This is a genomic window from Colwellia sp. MB02u-14 (assembly GCF_014076915.1).
Lineage (GTDB): Bacteria > Pseudomonadota > Gammaproteobacteria > Enterobacterales > Alteromonadaceae > Colwellia_A.
Map to the genome: position 1 here is coordinate 445,043 of NZ_JACGUX010000087.1, position 15,824 is coordinate 460,866.

Annotated in this window: 12 protein-coding genes and 1 pseudogene; 9 read left to right on the top strand and 4 right to left on the bottom strand. The window is 35.9% G+C overall.

Going from position 1 to position 15,824, the window contains the following annotated elements; translation table 11 throughout:
- The first annotated feature begins 108 nt into the window (after positions 1–108).
- The 7 genes and pseudogenes from ettA (at position 109) to H4J52_RS18380 (ending at position 6,748) form a co-directional block, all read left to right on the top strand.
- Entirely contained in the window at positions 109–1,788 is a 1,680-nt protein-coding gene (gene ettA / locus H4J52_RS18345; protein ID WP_182181823.1) for an energy-dependent translational throttle protein EttA, read from the top strand.
- Positions 1,789–1,949: 161 nt separating this feature from the next.
- The gene (locus H4J52_RS18350; RefSeq protein WP_182181822.1) at positions 1,950–2,330 is read left to right on the top strand and encodes a PilZ domain-containing protein; all 381 of its coding nucleotides are present in this window, start codon (positions 1,950–1,952) and stop codon (positions 2,328–2,330) included.
- A gap of 35 nt (positions 2,331–2,365) precedes the next feature.
- Positions 2,366–2,863, top strand: coding sequence for a glycine cleavage system protein R (locus H4J52_RS18355; protein ID WP_182181821.1), 498 nt, complete (start codon positions 2,366–2,368; stop codon positions 2,861–2,863).
- Between the two features lie 132 nt (positions 2,864–2,995).
- Positions 2,996–5,191 carry a polyphosphate kinase 1 gene (gene ppk1 / locus H4J52_RS18360; RefSeq protein ID WP_182225356.1) on the top strand — a complete coding sequence of 732 codons (2,196 nt, stop codon included), beginning with the start codon at positions 2,996–2,998 and terminating at the stop codon, positions 5,189–5,191.
- 278 nt (positions 5,192–5,469) lie between these two features.
- Positions 5,470–6,130 (top strand): annotated as a pseudogene (locus H4J52_RS18365) (hypothetical protein).
- Positions 6,131–6,141: 11 nt separating this feature from the next.
- Positions 6,142–6,498: a hypothetical protein gene (locus H4J52_RS18375; protein ID WP_339379963.1), complete on the top strand. Its 357-nt coding sequence runs from the start codon at positions 6,142–6,144 to the stop codon at positions 6,496–6,498.
- Between the two features lie 25 nt (positions 6,499–6,523).
- Positions 6,524–6,748: a hypothetical protein gene (locus H4J52_RS18380; RefSeq protein ID WP_182181817.1), complete on the top strand. Its 225-nt coding sequence runs from the start codon at positions 6,524–6,526 to the stop codon at positions 6,746–6,748.
- 304 nt (positions 6,749–7,052) lie between these two features.
- On the opposite strand, the gene H4J52_RS18385 is transcribed toward H4J52_RS18380, so the two are convergent.
- On the bottom strand, positions 7,053–8,018 hold the full coding sequence (locus H4J52_RS18385; RefSeq protein ID WP_182181816.1) for a PstS family phosphate ABC transporter substrate-binding protein: 966 nt from the start codon (positions 8,016–8,018) through the stop codon (positions 7,053–7,055).
- 345 nt (positions 8,019–8,363) lie between these two features.
- Between H4J52_RS18385 and H4J52_RS18390 the strand changes: the two genes are divergently transcribed.
- Positions 8,364–10,343, top strand: a complete 1,980-nt coding sequence (locus tag H4J52_RS18390) for a methyl-accepting chemotaxis protein (RefSeq protein WP_182225357.1) — start codon at positions 8,364–8,366, stop codon at positions 10,341–10,343.
- 95 nt (positions 10,344–10,438) lie between these two features.
- On the opposite strand, the gene phoR is transcribed toward H4J52_RS18390, so the two are convergent.
- From phoR to H4J52_RS18405, 3 genes are all read right to left on the bottom strand, one after another.
- On the bottom strand, positions 10,439–11,734 hold the full coding sequence (phoR, locus tag H4J52_RS18395; protein WP_182225358.1) for a phosphate regulon sensor histidine kinase PhoR: 1,296 nt from the start codon (positions 11,732–11,734) through the stop codon (positions 10,439–10,441).
- 55 nt (positions 11,735–11,789) lie between these two features.
- Positions 11,790–12,491, bottom strand: coding sequence for a phosphate regulon transcriptional regulator PhoB (gene phoB / locus H4J52_RS18400; protein ID WP_182225359.1), 702 nt, complete (start codon positions 12,489–12,491; stop codon positions 11,790–11,792).
- Positions 12,492–12,660: 169 nt separating this feature from the next.
- Positions 12,661–13,584, bottom strand: coding sequence for a porin (locus H4J52_RS18405; RefSeq protein WP_182225360.1), 924 nt, complete (start codon positions 13,582–13,584; stop codon positions 12,661–12,663).
- Positions 13,585–13,907: 323 nt separating this feature from the next.
- On the opposite strand from H4J52_RS18405, the gene H4J52_RS18410 reads away from it, so the two are divergent.
- Positions 13,908–15,653, top strand: coding sequence for a HAMP domain-containing sensor histidine kinase (locus tag H4J52_RS18410; RefSeq protein WP_182181811.1), 1,746 nt, complete (start codon positions 13,908–13,910; stop codon positions 15,651–15,653).
- Positions 15,654–15,824 lie beyond the last annotated feature (171 nt).

Genomic DNA, 15,824 nt, shown 5'->3' on the forward strand with positions numbered 1-15,824 from the left:
ACCACTTGATGAAAAAAATTAAATCCCTTTAAACACATTTGCTTGCCCAGCCCCTTTAACCTAAAATATCGACAAGTTAATTTCTTCCTTCAAATAATAAGGTTTTCCATGGCACAACCATTACCAGATAAATTTATCATGTCGATGAACCGCGTATCAAAAGTGGTTCCACCTAAAAGAACAATACTTAAAGATATTAGTCTTTCATTTTTCCCAGGCGTTAAAATTGGTGTTTTAGGTTTGAACGGCTCAGGTAAGTCAACCTTGCTTCGCATTATGGCAGGTGTGGATAAAGACTTTGAAGGTGAAGCAACGGCTTTAGCGGGCACAAATATTGGTTACTTACCTCAAGAACCTATACTTGACGAAGAAAAAACCGTTCGTGAAATCGTTGAGTCAGCAGTATCTGAAGTTAAAAATGCCCTTGCTCGACTTGACGAAGTTTATAACGAATACGCTGCAGAAGATGCAGACTTCGACGCTTTAGCTAAAGAACAAGGTGAGCTTGAGGATATTATCAACTCTCAAGATGGTCACAATATTGATAACGTACTAGAACGTGCAGCTGACGCATTGCGTTTACCTGCTTGGGACCAAAAAATAGCGGTATTAAGTGGTGGTGAACGCCGTCGTGTTGCTTTATGTCATTTATTATTACAAAAACCTGACATGTTGTTACTTGATGAACCCACTAACCATTTAGATGCTGAATCTGTTGCATGGTTAGAGCGTTTTTTACATGACTACCCTGGCACTGTTGTTGCTATTACCCATGATAGATACTTCCTTGATAATGTAGCTGGCTGGATATTAGAACTAGACAGAGGCTACGGTATTCCATGGGAAGGCAACTACTCTTCATGGTTAGAACAAAAAGATGCGCGTTTAGCACAAGAAAACAAATCAGAAAACGCCTTACAAAAAACCATCAAACAAGAATTAGAATGGGTACGTTCGAACCCTAAAGCACGCCAAGCAAAAAGCAAAGCACGTATGGCACGCTTTGAAGAATTGAACAGTCAAGAGAACCAAAAACGTAATGAAACTAACGAACTTTATATTCCTCCTGGACCACGTTTAGGTGACAAAGTTTTAGACGTTAAGAACTTGACCAAATCGTTTGACGATCGCGTATTAATTGACAACTTAAGCTTTAGCATGCCCAAAGGCGCTATTGTTGGCATCATCGGTGCTAACGGTGCAGGTAAATCTACACTGTTTAAAATGATGTCGGGTGATGAAAAACAAGATTCAGGTTCAATTGAATTGGGTGATACCGTTAAACTGGCGAGTGTTGACCAATTCCGTGACGACATGGATGGCAGTAAAACCGTTTATCAAGAGATTTCTGAAGGCAGTGAAATTATTGAAATTGGGACTTACCAAATTCCAAGCAGAGCTTATGTCAGTCGATTTAACTTTAAAGGTAACGACCAACAGAAATTAATCAAAGACTTATCAGGTGGTGAACGTAACCGTTGTCATTTAGCTAAACTAGTCAAAACCGGTGGTAATTTATTATTGCTCGATGAGCCCACCAACGACTTAGACGTTGAAACCTTACGTGCACTTGAAGAAGCTATTTTAGAGTTTCCTGGCTGTGCTATGGTTATTTCGCATGATCGCTGGTTCCTTGATCGCATCTCAACACATATCTTAGATTACCGTGACGAAGGACAAATTAATTTCTTTGAAGGGAACTTTACAGAGTATGAAGAATGGTTGAAAAAGACCTTAGGGCCAGCCGCTATTGAGCCTCATAGAATTAAATATAAAAAAATAGGGTAATATCCCCCCCGAAAGCAATTTATCAAAAAAATATCTATTAGTTATTAAATAGTTATAGGCACTTTATTTATGTGAATATATAAAAATTCACATGAATAAAGTGCCTTTTTTACAAAAGGGAGCTATGCTGAAGTTACCAATTAACTATTTGAACTTAAGCAATGGAAAATAGACGTCAATTCACACGAATTTTGTTTTCAATCAATGCGATATTAGAGGTTGAACAGCAAAATTATCCCGTTACTATCCACGACATTTCACTTAATGGCGCATTAGTCACTGTACCTAAGATTGAAAGCTCATTAAAAGGCAAATTGGGCTTGTTACATTTTGACTTAACAAATGGTGAATCAATTGTTCAAATGCATATTGCCGTAGTGCACGAGGTCCGTGATAAAACAGGCTTGCAGTGCGAGGTTGGCTTGCAGTGTAATGCCATTGACATTGACAGCGTTACGCACTTAAGAAGGTTAGTTGAATTAAACCTAGGTGATGAAAGCCAACTTCACAAAGAGCTTTCACAATTATCACGTTTAGTTTAATACTATATAAAATCAGCTTTTTATAGAGGCACATCATGAACCATTTAGTTATTTCATTTATGACCAAAGATCGCCCTGGTTTAGTAGAAACTTTATCAAAAGTGGTGAAGCAACACCAAGGTAACTGGCAAAATAGTAGTTTACATCACTTATCAGGCTTCTTTACGGGTGTACTAGAGATTACAGTAGAGCGAGCTCAATCTGCAGCGTTAACCCGTGATTTAAAAGCATTGCCTGGCTTTACCATAAACATTGAACAAGCTACTCCAGAAAAAGCCAACAATGCCGCTAACATTGTTTTAGAACTTACAGCGAACGACAGAGAAGGTATTGTAGAAGAGATATCGGCTGTTATTCATCATCAAGGGGGTAATATGTTAAAACTGGTTAGCGTACAAGACAATGCCCCCCATACAGGACAAGCACTTTTTAAAGCGAAAATAACCTTATCTGTTGATAATGAACAAACAAACAGCTTAATAGGTGCATTAGAGGACTTGGCTGACGATTTAATGGTTGATATTTCTCGTTAGTCATAAGGCTATCACCTAACCCTTACGGTTTTATTAGCCTGCTTCCACCAGTCTTTATTGGCATAATAAAACCGACATATTTTTACCTATACTTGTTTTAACAGTAATATCAATTACGTTTGAGTAAACAAGATGAATAATCCTCTTACCTTTTTTGACAAAGAACTTAGCTGGCTTACCTTCAACGAACGTGTGCTACAAGAAGCGGCTGATGAAACAGTTCCTCTTATTGAGCGTATTCGTTTTTTAGGTATTTATTCAGCAAATTTAGATGAGTTTTTTCGTGTTCGTATTGCGGGTATTCGTCGAAGTGCTATTTTAGAAGTTGCTCAAAACAACGGACAAAAAACCAATACACTGTTACATCAGCAAATTAGCGATAAAGTCAATGCCTCTACCGAAGAGTTTAAACGTGTTGCCGAGCGCCTTTTTTCACAACTTACCGATAAGAATATAGAAATTCTTTTTAACGACAATCAATCAAATAATATTGAGAGCAAACTTAATGTTGACCAAAAATCATGGCTAGAGCAGTATTTTGATAACCGAATTATTCGTCATATTACCCCTATTGTTATCCACTCAAAAACACATTTAACTCACTGTATTGACGATGACGGTATTTATTTTTTAGTCGCCTTAAATTGCGAAAATAAATTACAGGCACAACGTACACAGTTTGCATTGGTAGAGATCCCTCGCGAAGAAGTTCAGCGTTTTATTCTTATCCCAGAAAAGCTCTCTAGCGAAAATCGGCCCAGTAAAAGTCAATACATAATGCTACTTGATGATATTGTACATTTCTTTATTGAAAAGCTTTTTAAAGGGGTATTTCACTACGATAGATTAGAAGCCTATTCAATAAAGCTCACCCGTGATGCTGAATATAATTTAATTGACGACCTTGATGAAAGCTTACTTGACCAAATGTCTAAGGGGTTAAAACAACGGTTAAAAGCTGATGTGGTACGCTTAGTTTACGACCATAACATGCCACAATATATGGTCACATTTTTACGTAAAGCACTTAAAATAAAAGAACTTGATAATTTGGTACCCGGCATTCGTTATCGTCATTTTAAAGACTTTATAAAGTTTCCTAATATAGGAAATAAAAATCTCGAAAAATCAGAATTACCGCCACTAGCCTCCAGTCGTTTTATGGCCTTTGATTCTGTTTTTGATGCAATACATCAGCACGATATCTTATTGTATTACCCTTATCATAAATTTAAACATTTCACCGAGTTTGTCAGACAAGCCTCTTATGATCCGTTAGTTAAAAGCATTAAAATTAACGTTTATCGTGTTGCAAAAAATTCACGTATCATCCACTCGTTAATTGAAGCGGTAAAAAATGGTAAAAAGGTTACTGTTGTTATTGAGCTTCGAGCAAGATTTGACGAGCAAGCAAATATTGAATGGGCAAAAGTAATGAAAGACGCGGGCATTCATGTGGAATTTGGTATTGAAACACTTAAAATTCACGCAAAGCTTTGCTTAATTACTCGAATTGAAGATGAACAAACGGTGAAATATGCACACATTGGTACAGGCAACTTCCATGAGAATAACGCACGCGTTTATACTGACTTTTCACTCTTTACAAAACATAAAGAAATTTGCCAAGAAGTAAATAATGTATTTTCTTTTATTTCACATAGTTATAAACGCTTTCGATTTAATCATTTAATTGTTTCACCGTTAACAGCAAGACGTCGCTTATATCAACTTATTGATCATGAAATTCAGGTTGCCGAGCAAGGTGATAAAGCGGAGATAATTTTAAAGCTCAATAATCTAGTTGATAAAGGCTTAATCACCAAATTGTATTCGGCCAGCAACGCTAAAGTCAATATTCGTTTAATTATACGTGGTATGTGCTCACTTATTCCTGGTGTGAAAGGGATGAGTGAAAAAATAAAAGTCATTTCTATTATCGATCAATATTTAGAACATCCTAGAGTAATGGTGTTTCATAATGAGGGAAATAAGCAAGTATTTATCACTTCTGCAGATTGGATGGAAAGAAATTTAGATCACCGAGTAGAAGTGGCTTGCCCTATATATGATGAAGAGTTAAAAACACGAATATTACATACCATTGAGCTACATTTTAAAGATAATACCAAAGCGAGAATAATTGATCGTCAGCAGAAAAATCACTATGTTAGCCACAATAATAATGAGCGTGTTCGTTCACAAGTAGCTATCTATGATTATTTGCAAGAACAGGAGTTTATAGACCAGCAATGGTTAATAAAAGCCCTAGCAAATATAAAAAGTGTGTCTACAATGGCGAGTAAAACTGTAAAAAATCATGAGTAAATGATGCCAAAACCTCCAACAATCGCTAATGAACAGAACATAACATAACACAAGATTACTTTGCAGCACTCGATATTGGTTCAAATAGTTTTCACTTTGTACTCGCCAGAAAGTAGGTGAACATTTGCAAATTTTACATTCGGAAAAATACCGTGTAAAACTTGCTCAGGGATGAGATAAAGATAATAACTTAAGCGCTGAAGCTATTTACCGGGGCGTAAAAACCCTTGGTAACATAGCCAGTTTTGCTGTCCATATTCATAAAGAAAATTTTCGTATTGTCGCGACTCATAGCCTGCGAAAGCAAAAATATCGAAACGTGCATACAAGAGGCAGCAAAAGTTTTCCCTTACGATATTGAAATCATTTTAGGGTATGAAGAAGCCCGTTTAATCTACCAAGGAGTTGCGCATCATAGTGAAAACCTTGGACAACAACTCATTATTGATATTGGTGGTGGCAGTACCAAGTGCATTATTGGTAAACAACAAGAAATAATGACTTTAGCCAGTTTAAATATTGGTTGTGTTAGCTATACGCAAAGCTACCTTGCCGATAGGTTAATCAGTGAAAAAGGCTTTAAAAAAGCAATTCGTGCCGCTAAGCATGAAATAGATTCTGTTATCAAGCGGTTTAAAAACGTGAGTTGGCAAAGCGCTATTGGCACTTCTGGTACATTCAAATATATATATAAAGTACTTAACAATGAAGAAAAATTGCCACAACCATTCACATTAAAACAGCTGTATACGTTAAAAAAAACTATTAAAATACCGCCATTACCATGAGTTAAATATTGATGGCTTAAAAGAAGACCGACAAGAACTGATTTGTTCAAGTGTTGCCATTGCACTCATGGAGTGTTTGGAGATTAACGCACTTGATTATTGTCAATATGCACTTCGTGAGGCGTTTTATATAAACAACTTGAAAACCTGACGCCAGACCATATAAACAATAATACCCGTCAATGCAGTGTAAATAACTTAGCAATTCGTTTTAATGTTAACCAAATACAAGTCAGTATCATTCAGAAAGTATTAAAAATATGGTTGACACAAGTTGAAAAGAAATGGGCTGTATCTTCACCCGTTTACACTGAATTATTAATGTTTGCTGTGCAACTACATGAATTAGGGATTGACATTAATCCTTCAGGTTATCAAAAGCATGGACAATATATTCTCACCCATGGCGATTTAGTTGGATTTAACCAAGAGCAGCACGCACTTGCCTGGCTGGTAGGAAATCAACGAAAAAAAATCCCACCCCCTCACTCAGTACCAGTGGTATTTATTAAACCCTGAGAGTTTAAAGCAAATTTGCAGCTTATTGCGACGAGCAACTTTATTATGTCAGCAGCGCCAGGATGATAGGTTTTGTCCTGTTGCTAGCAGTAACGCTTCTGGCCAGAGCTTAACATTACAGATTGATCAGCATTGGCTTCTTAATCGCCCGATTGTAGATACTGAGTTGTTTTATGAGCAAGCAGCCATAGTAACGCTTGGTATTAATTTAGAAACCTCTATTGATGATAACGCTGCTGCTGATTTTTAGCATTATCTTCAATATCACTTTTAATCGGTATATCTTGTCTTTTTATTGACAATATCGATAAAGTTAAATCTCAATAATTTTCATTATGTTACCCAACTTTCTTTATCCAATAAAAAATCCTTTCTATAGTTTTATTACAGAAAGGGTTTAGCTTTTCATTCGTGTAGCGATAAATTTACTAATAAGCGCCTGCTTAAGATACTCAACTATTGCTTGTGTTTATAGTTGTACTCGCTCGTTAATATAAACAAAAAAAGGCCTGATATGAATCAGACCTTTTGAAAGATAAACTTAGGTCGATTGATTAAAGCTTGATACCTAGTTTTTTCAATTCTTTTTGAACAACCGAATTAGGTAGTGGAATATAACCATCTTTTTCTACAATCTTTTGACCTGACTGAGAAAGTACCATTGTTAAAAACTCAGCATCCATTGGCGCTAATGGCTTGTTAGGGTGCTTGTTTACGTAAACGTATAAAAAACGAGATAATGGGTATTTTTTCGATATGGCATTCGCCATATTAGCTTCAACATAGTTGTCACCTTTTTTAGACAAAGCTAAAGCACGAACACCTGAAGTTGTATAACCGATACCAGAATATCCAATACCATTTAGTGAAGAGGATACTGATTGAACGACTGAAGCTGAGCCTGGTTGTTCATTAACCGTGTTTTTAAAATCACCTTTACAAAGGGCTTTCTTTTTAAAGTAACCGTAAGTACCAGAAACTGAGTTACGACCATAAAGTTGAATGTCTTTTGCTTCCCAGTCACCTGTTAAACCTAAGTCGCCCCAACGGTCTGCATCTTTATCAGCACCACATTTGCGGTTATTTGAAAAAATAGCATCAACTTGATCAATACGTAATCCTTTAATAGGGTTATCTTTATGAACAAATACCGCTAATGCGTCAATAGCAACACGAACAGCCATTGGTTTATAGCCGTAACGTTTTTCAAATGATTCTATTTCACGCGACTTCATCTTACGGCTCATAGGGCCTAAATTTGAAGTGGCTTCTGTTAATGCTGGTGGCGCAGTAGATGAACCAGCGGCTTGAATTTGTATATTCACATTTGGGTAAGTGCGTTTAAACTCTTCAGCCCAGAATGTCATCATGTTTGCTAAGGTATCTGAACCCACTGAAGATAAGTTACCTGAAATACCACTAACTTTTTTATATTCAGGTAAATCTTTATCCATTGCTATTGATGAGAAACTCACCAAGCTTGCTAAACCTATAGCGCCTAAAGCACGTTTAAAACCCATGTTATTCTCCACTAAGAGTGTTGTCCCAAATAAATTATTATTTATTTGGGTCTAATTAATTATGAACACTATATAAACCTTATGTGACAATTATATTTAAGGTTTGTGACACTTATATGACAGTTATAGATATAAGCTATATTATCCTTAATATTCGCCTACATTAACAAATAAAAACTATTCTTTACATTCTAATAGCAACTTTATAACAATAAAGTTTTCTATAATTAATTGGCATTGCTAAAATAAAACTAAATCGTTAATTATTATCATTTAATCAAGAACAATGTTTAACCTTTGTTCGAGATCATTAGGCAGATTGCATTATTTATAAAAGGAATTATGATGAATTTAAAGAATAAATTACTGATCACTTTTTTATCTATCGCATTATTACCGACGATGGCTGTTGGTTTAATTTCCAGCTATATATCAAGTTCTGCTCTCGAAAAACAAGTTTTTTCTCAATTAACTGCGGTACGTGAAATAAAAAAAACTCAAATTAAAGACTATTTTAATGAACGTAAAAGCAACATAAAGGTACTGTCAGAAACTGTTGGAAATATGTTGAATTTCTCTTCAGCTAAATCACTTAAAATAAGTGCTAATAATAACCACAATTTTTTTGAAAATTTTATTCATACTTATGGATATTATGACTTTTTTCTTATAGATAAAAATGGTGATGTTTTCTACACCGTAACTAAAGAAGCGGATTACCAAACAAACCTTTTAACCGGCGCCTATAATCAATCAGGTTTAGGAAAACTATATAAGAAAGTAAGTAATAACAAAAGCTTTGCAATGTCTGATTTTAGCCGTTATGCACCTAGCAATAATGAACCCGCTGGCTTTATAGCTTTGCCCTATACCAATAGAAGTGGCGTAGAAATAGTTATTGCCTTACAACTTTCAATCGACGAAATTAATTATTTGATGCAGCAACGTTCTGGAATGGGCGTAAGTGGTGAAAGTTACTTAGTAGGAAGTGATTTACTGATGCGTTCAGACTCATTCCTTGACCCTAAAGCACACTCAGTCAAAGCGTCTTTTGCCGGAAATGTAAAGCAAAACGGTGTTGATACCGAGGCTGTAAAGTTAGCTCTAAGCGGCGAAACAGGAAATAAAATAATAGATGACTATAACAGCAACCCAGTACTATCTTCATATACCCCTATTAATATTAATGGTATTACGTGGGTATTGTTGGCTGAGATTGATGTGGCAGAAGCTTTTTTACCTGTTTATAAAATGTATAAGAATATATTTTACATTATAGTTTTATGTGTTTTAGGCATTATTATTATTGCACTTTTAACAGCAAAGTCTATTTTAAAACCGCTCGGTGGAGAACCTACTGAAATGCAAAAAATATCAGAAACTATTGCAGATGGCGATCTGATGATTTCTTTTATAGAGCATAGTAATCATTCCAGTGTTTATGGAGCTATGCAACGTATGACGACTCACCTGCGTAATGTCATTAGTAAAATTATTCATGATAGTAATAACCTTACCCATGTAGCAATGGAAACTAGTGCACTGAGTTTACAGTCTTCGACCAGCTTGCAAAATCAAAAATTGAATATTGCACAAATCGCCACAGCAGTTGAACAAATGTCTGTAAGTATCAATGAAGTCTCACATAACGCAGCAAATGTAGCTCACTCAGCACAAAAAGCCAGTTCATCATCTGGGCACGCAAATACAAAAATTAGCCAAGCTATTGATGATTTAAATAATTTAGGTTGTGAAATATATCAAGCTAATAATATCATTCAAGATTTAGAAAAAGATTCTACTGATATTGGCTCAGTACTAGAAGTTATCAGAGGGATTGCAGAACAAACTAATTTACTTGCGCTTAATGCAGCTATTGAAGCAGCAAGAGCAGGAGAGCAAGGTCGTGGTTTTGCCGTGGTTGCAGATGAGGTTCGTTCCTTAGCCTCAAAAACACAAGAATCCACCAAGAACATTGAACTAATGATAAAAAAACTCCAAAAAGCATCTACCGATGCCGTAAAGGCAATGGAGGTTAGCCAGGATGTTTGTCGACAGACGATTGCAAATACCCAAGATGTTGCTGACGTTATTGCTTCAATGAATGGCGAGATAAAGAGTATCACTCAAATGACAGATCTCATTGCAACCGCAGTAGAGGAACAGTCATGTGTCTCAAATGAAATTAGTAAAAATGTTACCGCAATTAGTGATGTCGCCAATGAAAACTCAACCAGTGCTGAGCAAGTATCCGCTTCTAGTAAAGATATTAGTAATATCGCTGCTGCACTCAACCAATTAACACTGCGCTTTAAAGTCTCTTAACGTCAGTAAATAATGGCTTCTAAAGGAGCTTATCAATGAGAGAATAGAGTATTCTAACACTTTATCCTCTCATTAAATAAGCATAAATAATAACCTTAGCTTTTATCTAATACTTCGAAATAAATAATAAATTCACTGCCCTCACCCCACTGACTTTCAATCGCTAATTCAGCGTTATGGTGGTGTAATACATGCTTAACAATTGATAAGCCAAGGCCTGAACCTCCAGTGTCACGAGAACGAGACTTATCTACTCTAAAGAATCGCTCGGTAATACGGTTAACATGCTCAGGACGAATACCTGGCCCATTATCTTTAACAGAAAACTTACCTTTATTACCACTGCGTTGCCATGAGATATGAACATCTCCATAAGCATCTGTATAAGCGATGGCATTAGAAATTAAATTCACACACGCGCTTTTCAATTCAGTGTCAATACCTTCAATCCACAGGTCGTTAGCGATATCAGCTGTGATTTTATGTTGCTTTTCTTGATTAAGCCAAGTTGTGTCATCAACCAAGGTTTTAATTAACTTAGGCATATCGACAAGTTGCTTTTTTTCTTCATCCGCATGGTTTTCTATGCGTGAGAGCACCAATAACTGTTCGACTAAGCGGTCCATACGTGAAACTTGTGTTTCTATCGTGCCAAAAGCTTTGTGCCAATGAGGTTCAAGCGCATGCTCAGTAGTAAGTATCATTTCTACATAACCGCGCACAACCGTAAGTGGGGTTTTAAGTTCATGAGAAACATTAGCAACAAAGTCGCGGCGCATTTCTTCTAATCTTTTAATATTACTGACATCTCGAGCAAGAAAAAGCACCTGATCACTACCATAAGCCATTAAACGTAATTCTAACTGTAAATCGTTATTCATGGGAGAAATAATATGACAAGGCTGCTCAAAATCACCAACTTCAAGGTACTTAGTAAACTCAGGAAAACGAATCAGGTTATCAATACGCTGCCCAACATCACTGGGCCAACGAATGCCTAGAATACGCTGAGCTTTTTTATTGCCCCACAAAATGGTGAGTTCATTAGACAGTACCAATGCTGCATCAGGCAATGCTTCAGCGCCATCTCTGAACTTTCTAAGACGTTCATTTAGCTGCTTTTGCTTATGGCGATGTTGCCTAATTTGTCGATATAAACCATCATATATTTTACCCCAAACACCTTGAGACTGAGGTGGAGAGAGCGTTTTACTGCGCCACAACCATTTTAGAAGTTTAAGTAGATGATGGTAGTGCCAGCATAAAATGGCAAAAGTACTAATAAAAAGTACTAAGAGAGTTTGGCCAATTAAAAAACCAAATAACGCGCTTACTGACAAGATAGTCAATAAACGCGTGATGATACTTTTGATGGATAAACGAAAATACATAGTGAGTCGTTTTTACCTATGACAAATAATAACAGTACGAAAACTCAATTTTATATTAAGCACTCGTTTTGAGTTTTCCTGAAAATCGGTAGCCAGAGCCTCGCACGGTTTGAATAAAATATTCATGCCCTTCGCCAGTAATCGCTTTGCGTAATCTTCTAATATGAACATCTACCGTTCGGTCTTCTACATAAACATTAGTCCCCCAAACATTATCAAGTAATTGTTCACGGCTATAGACACGCTCGGTATGAGTCATAAAAAAGTGTAATAAACGAAACTCCGTTGGCCCTAAATCGAGTGACCTGTCATTAATTGAAACACGATGAGCGATGGGGTCAAGTTTCATACCATGAAATTCAATGGCTTCTTCGAGCGCCGTAGGAGAAACTCTGCGAATAACGGCTTTGATACGCGCTATAAGCTCTTTCGGCGAAAATGGCTTAGTGACATAGTCATCAACACCAGCATCAAAACCTTTAACTTTGTCGTCTTCATCGGCACGAGCAGTTAACATGATAATAGGAATAGATCGCGTATATTCATTCTGTTTTAATGACTTTGCTAACTTAACCCCTGTGCCCCCTGGCAGCATCCAATCCAATAAAATCAAATCAGGATAAGGCTCAACAATCTTTGCTTTTGCCTGTTCATAATCTTCAGCTTCAATAGCATTAAAACCATTTTGCTCTAATACAAAAGTAATCATTTCCCTGATCGGCGCTTCATCTTCAACAACCAATATTTGTCTGTTCATGTAAACTTCCCGTTGTCTATACACACTTTACTTATTGACCATTGTGATAACTTTTTATGACATTTATATTACACACAACAAGTTTAATTCATTTATCTTCGCGCAAAAAGCCAAACCATAAAAAAGCGACTAAAAGTCGCTTTTTTTACAATAATTGTACAAAGATTCATTAAAACTTGTATTCTATACCTGCCGCTAAGTAATCTTGATCAGCCTCACTGTCCATATCAAAAGTCGTGTAATAAGCGAATAGTTTTGTGCTTTTCGCTAATGCGTAATCCGCGCCAAGTGTCATACCTGAACGATCATCACCATCATACTCAGCAGTCTGCAGCTGTGCTTTAATGGTAATTTTATCAAAACCATATTTTGCTGAGAATAAGAAACCGTCGACTTCATTGCCATTGGATACTTTTTCTTGCGTATGGGCAATAGCACCTAACGTAAAACCCGCTAGTTTGCCCTGTACAGTAAAACGCTTTGTATCATAACCTTTAACTTCAGAATCAATTGCTATAGCAGCATAAAAGGTAGATTTTTTAAGCCCACTATCACCATAAAAGAGAGCAATTGACGTACCATCTTCAGTATCAATGGCATCTTCTGCAATATAAGTCACCCCTAATTGTAAACCATTAACCTTAGGTGATTTATAGGTAATAGTATCGCTCATACGATTTTCACCTTTCCAAAGGGTCTTAATATCGCCATTTAAATCACTGAATAAATCGACCTTTCCTTGTGACTGCTTTAATACCGTATCATTTATGCCTAACAATACTTCGCCAAAGTTACCTTTTAAGCCAATATATTGATTACGGTCAGTAATACTCTTGCCTTTTTCACTATCACCATCGAGGTCAACTTGAAACTCAGCTTTAAAAATCACTTCTAAATCATTACCTAAATCATGTCCACCTTTAAAACCGATACGTGAAGCGTTACTTTTAACTTCGGTGTAAGAACCTTCTCCATCGTCTGATGATTGAACCGTTAGGTTTGCTTTACCATAAATATTTACATCACTGGCAAATGCCGATATAGAAAACGTTGATAATAATGCTGTAGCAATAACGCTGTAAGAAAGTTTCATAGGTATACCTTATGTATGTCAGAATTTTTATGTGTAAAACGATTAAATTAACTCATTATTTGACGTATATTCTGCCCAATTTTTATGACACTTTTGTGACATTATGAATCTTTTTTTAAAAGTTTATGACATTTTGATAAATTTAGCTTTTTTTTGTTTATAAATACTCAACCTGTATGACTTAACTTAAACAGTATTTACCCTACTAAAATAGGATAAAACAGTCTTTATTGAATAAAAATCATTTATATATAAAAAAAGACTTTTAACCTACCGTAAAATGTCTAAAATCATTGTTAGTTGTCATAAAAAAGAAAGTTGAAATGAAGGTAAAAAGCATATCTCGAAAACTATTAACACGAGTGCTATCGGTTTATTTTATTTTAACCTTTATTGTTACCTGTGTTCAAATTGGTGCTGAATACATTAACACTAAGAGTCACATTAACAGTGAACTGCTTACCCTAGAACAAACATTCAGTGGTAGTTTAACCCGTGCTGTTTGGGAGTTGAATACTCAACAAGCTATCGATATTGCTGAAGGATTAGTTGCTATCCCAATGATTAAGGGGATAACAGTCACTGATGAAAATGACCAAGTTATTGCTCAACTGGGTGAGTTTTCTAACAATGATTCTTTTAATCAACCAGAAAAAATAGCATTAAATAGTGAATATTTTACCATTGACTCGCTTTCAGGAGGCTTATTCGGTCATTCTTTCCCACTTATTTTTGAATTCTCTGGTCGAACAACAAAAGTGGGTACCGTCATTCTATTGTCAAGTGACACTGTTATTTTTGAGCGTATTGAAGTGGGTATATATTTTTTGATTGGTAATGCGATGGTAAAGACTGCAGCATTAGTTATTTTATTTTCACTCGCCTTCTCTCATTTATTAACCAACCCACTGAATGAACTTACCGAACAAATTAATCATTTTGATATCGATGATCCAGAAGCATCAAAACTTCACACAATGAATTATGAAAATAATGAGCTGAATATTTTGCAAAATGCTTATAACAACTTGCTTGATGAACTCGTTCAGCACCAAATACGGCTAAGTGTAGCAAAACAAGAAATTCTAGCGGCCAACCACAAGCTTGACGATCAAAACTTAATACTAGAACAAGAAGTCGCTAAAAAAACATCATCATTGAGTACCACTATGCTCGAGATGAACAAACAACAACGTGAACTTATTGAGCAGCAAAAACGGTTAACCGCTGAAAATATGCGACGAAGTCAAACAGAGGAAACGTTAACAAAAACGAACAAAGAATTAAAAAGATCTATAGAAGAGCTAAAAAAAGCGCAAGAGCGCTTAATTGATGCAGAAAAAATGGCAATATTAGGTAAATTATCGGCTGAAATTTCACACGAAATTAATACCCCTATCGGTGTAAGCATTACTTCAACAAGTTATTTAGCTGATTTATTAGATTCTCTGCAAAATGATATCGAAAATCAGAAGTTGACCAAACGATCTCTAGATGACTTTACAAATAATGCAGATCAAAGCTTACACTTATTAATGAACAACCTTAACCGTGCCTCTGATTTGATCACGAGCTATAAGCAAGTTGCGGTAGATCAAACGAGCGACAAAACACGAAAAATTAATTTCGCCCAATACCTGCATGAAATTATTCAGTCTTTGCAGCCTAAATTAAAAAAAACCAAACATGTGATTAAAGTCGATTGTGCTGACAATATTGATATTTACTGCCACGCTGGTGCAATTTCACAAATTTTTACTAATCTGATCATTAATTCTATTCTTCATGGTTTTGATGGTATAGAGAGTGGCATAATTACTATCAGCGCACAGCTGAAAGGTGAACGCTTACATTTACACTACCAAGATAATGGCGTAGGTGTTCCCAAAAATAAATTACCACAAATCTTTGACCCTTTTTATACTACTAAAGCAGGGAATGGTGGCACAGGTTTAGGTACTCATATTATTAATGAACTAGTCACCGACACGTTAAATGGCACAATAGTCGCAACGTCTAACACAGGACAAGGTCTTAGCTATGATATTGAATTTAATGATATGCGTTAAAGTAGCTTTCATATAAATATCTTAAATTTAAGACTGTACTAATGTTACCTATTAAAAATATTTGTTGAACCACTGAAAGCTTCATCACGAACTCAGAGCAAGTAAGATCATTTAACCTAGCCATTGATTTTATAATGTCATGAGTTTGAAAATGCGCTTATCGAGGTTAAA

Coding starts and splice junctions, on each gene's coding strand:
- H4J52_RS18405 (WP_182225360.1), bottom strand. CDS start 13,584: ATGAAACTTTCTTACAGCGTTATTGCTACAGCATTATTATCAACGTTT.
- H4J52_RS18385 (WP_182181816.1), bottom strand. CDS start 8,018: ATGGGTTTTAAACGTGCTTTAGGCGCTATAGGTTTAGCAAGCTTGGTG.
- H4J52_RS18410 (WP_182181811.1), top strand. CDS start 13,908: ATGAAGGTAAAAAGCATATCTCGAAAACTATTAACACGAGTGCTATCG.
- H4J52_RS18355 (WP_182181821.1), top strand. CDS start 2,366: ATGAACCATTTAGTTATTTCATTTATGACCAAAGATCGCCCTGGTTTA.
- phoB (WP_182225359.1), bottom strand. CDS start 12,491: ATGAACAGACAAATATTGGTTGTTGAAGATGAAGCGCCGATCAGGGAA.
- ettA (WP_182181823.1), top strand. CDS start 109: ATGGCACAACCATTACCAGATAAATTTATCATGTCGATGAACCGCGTA.
- phoR (WP_182225358.1), bottom strand. CDS start 11,734: ATGTATTTTCGTTTATCCATCAAAAGTATCATCACGCGTTTATTGACT.
- H4J52_RS18390 (WP_182225357.1), top strand. CDS start 8,364: ATGAATTTAAAGAATAAATTACTGATCACTTTTTTATCTATCGCATTA.
- H4J52_RS18350 (WP_182181822.1), top strand. CDS start 1,950: ATGGAAAATAGACGTCAATTCACACGAATTTTGTTTTCAATCAATGCG.
- ppk1 (WP_182225356.1), top strand. CDS start 2,996: ATGAATAATCCTCTTACCTTTTTTGACAAAGAACTTAGCTGGCTTACC.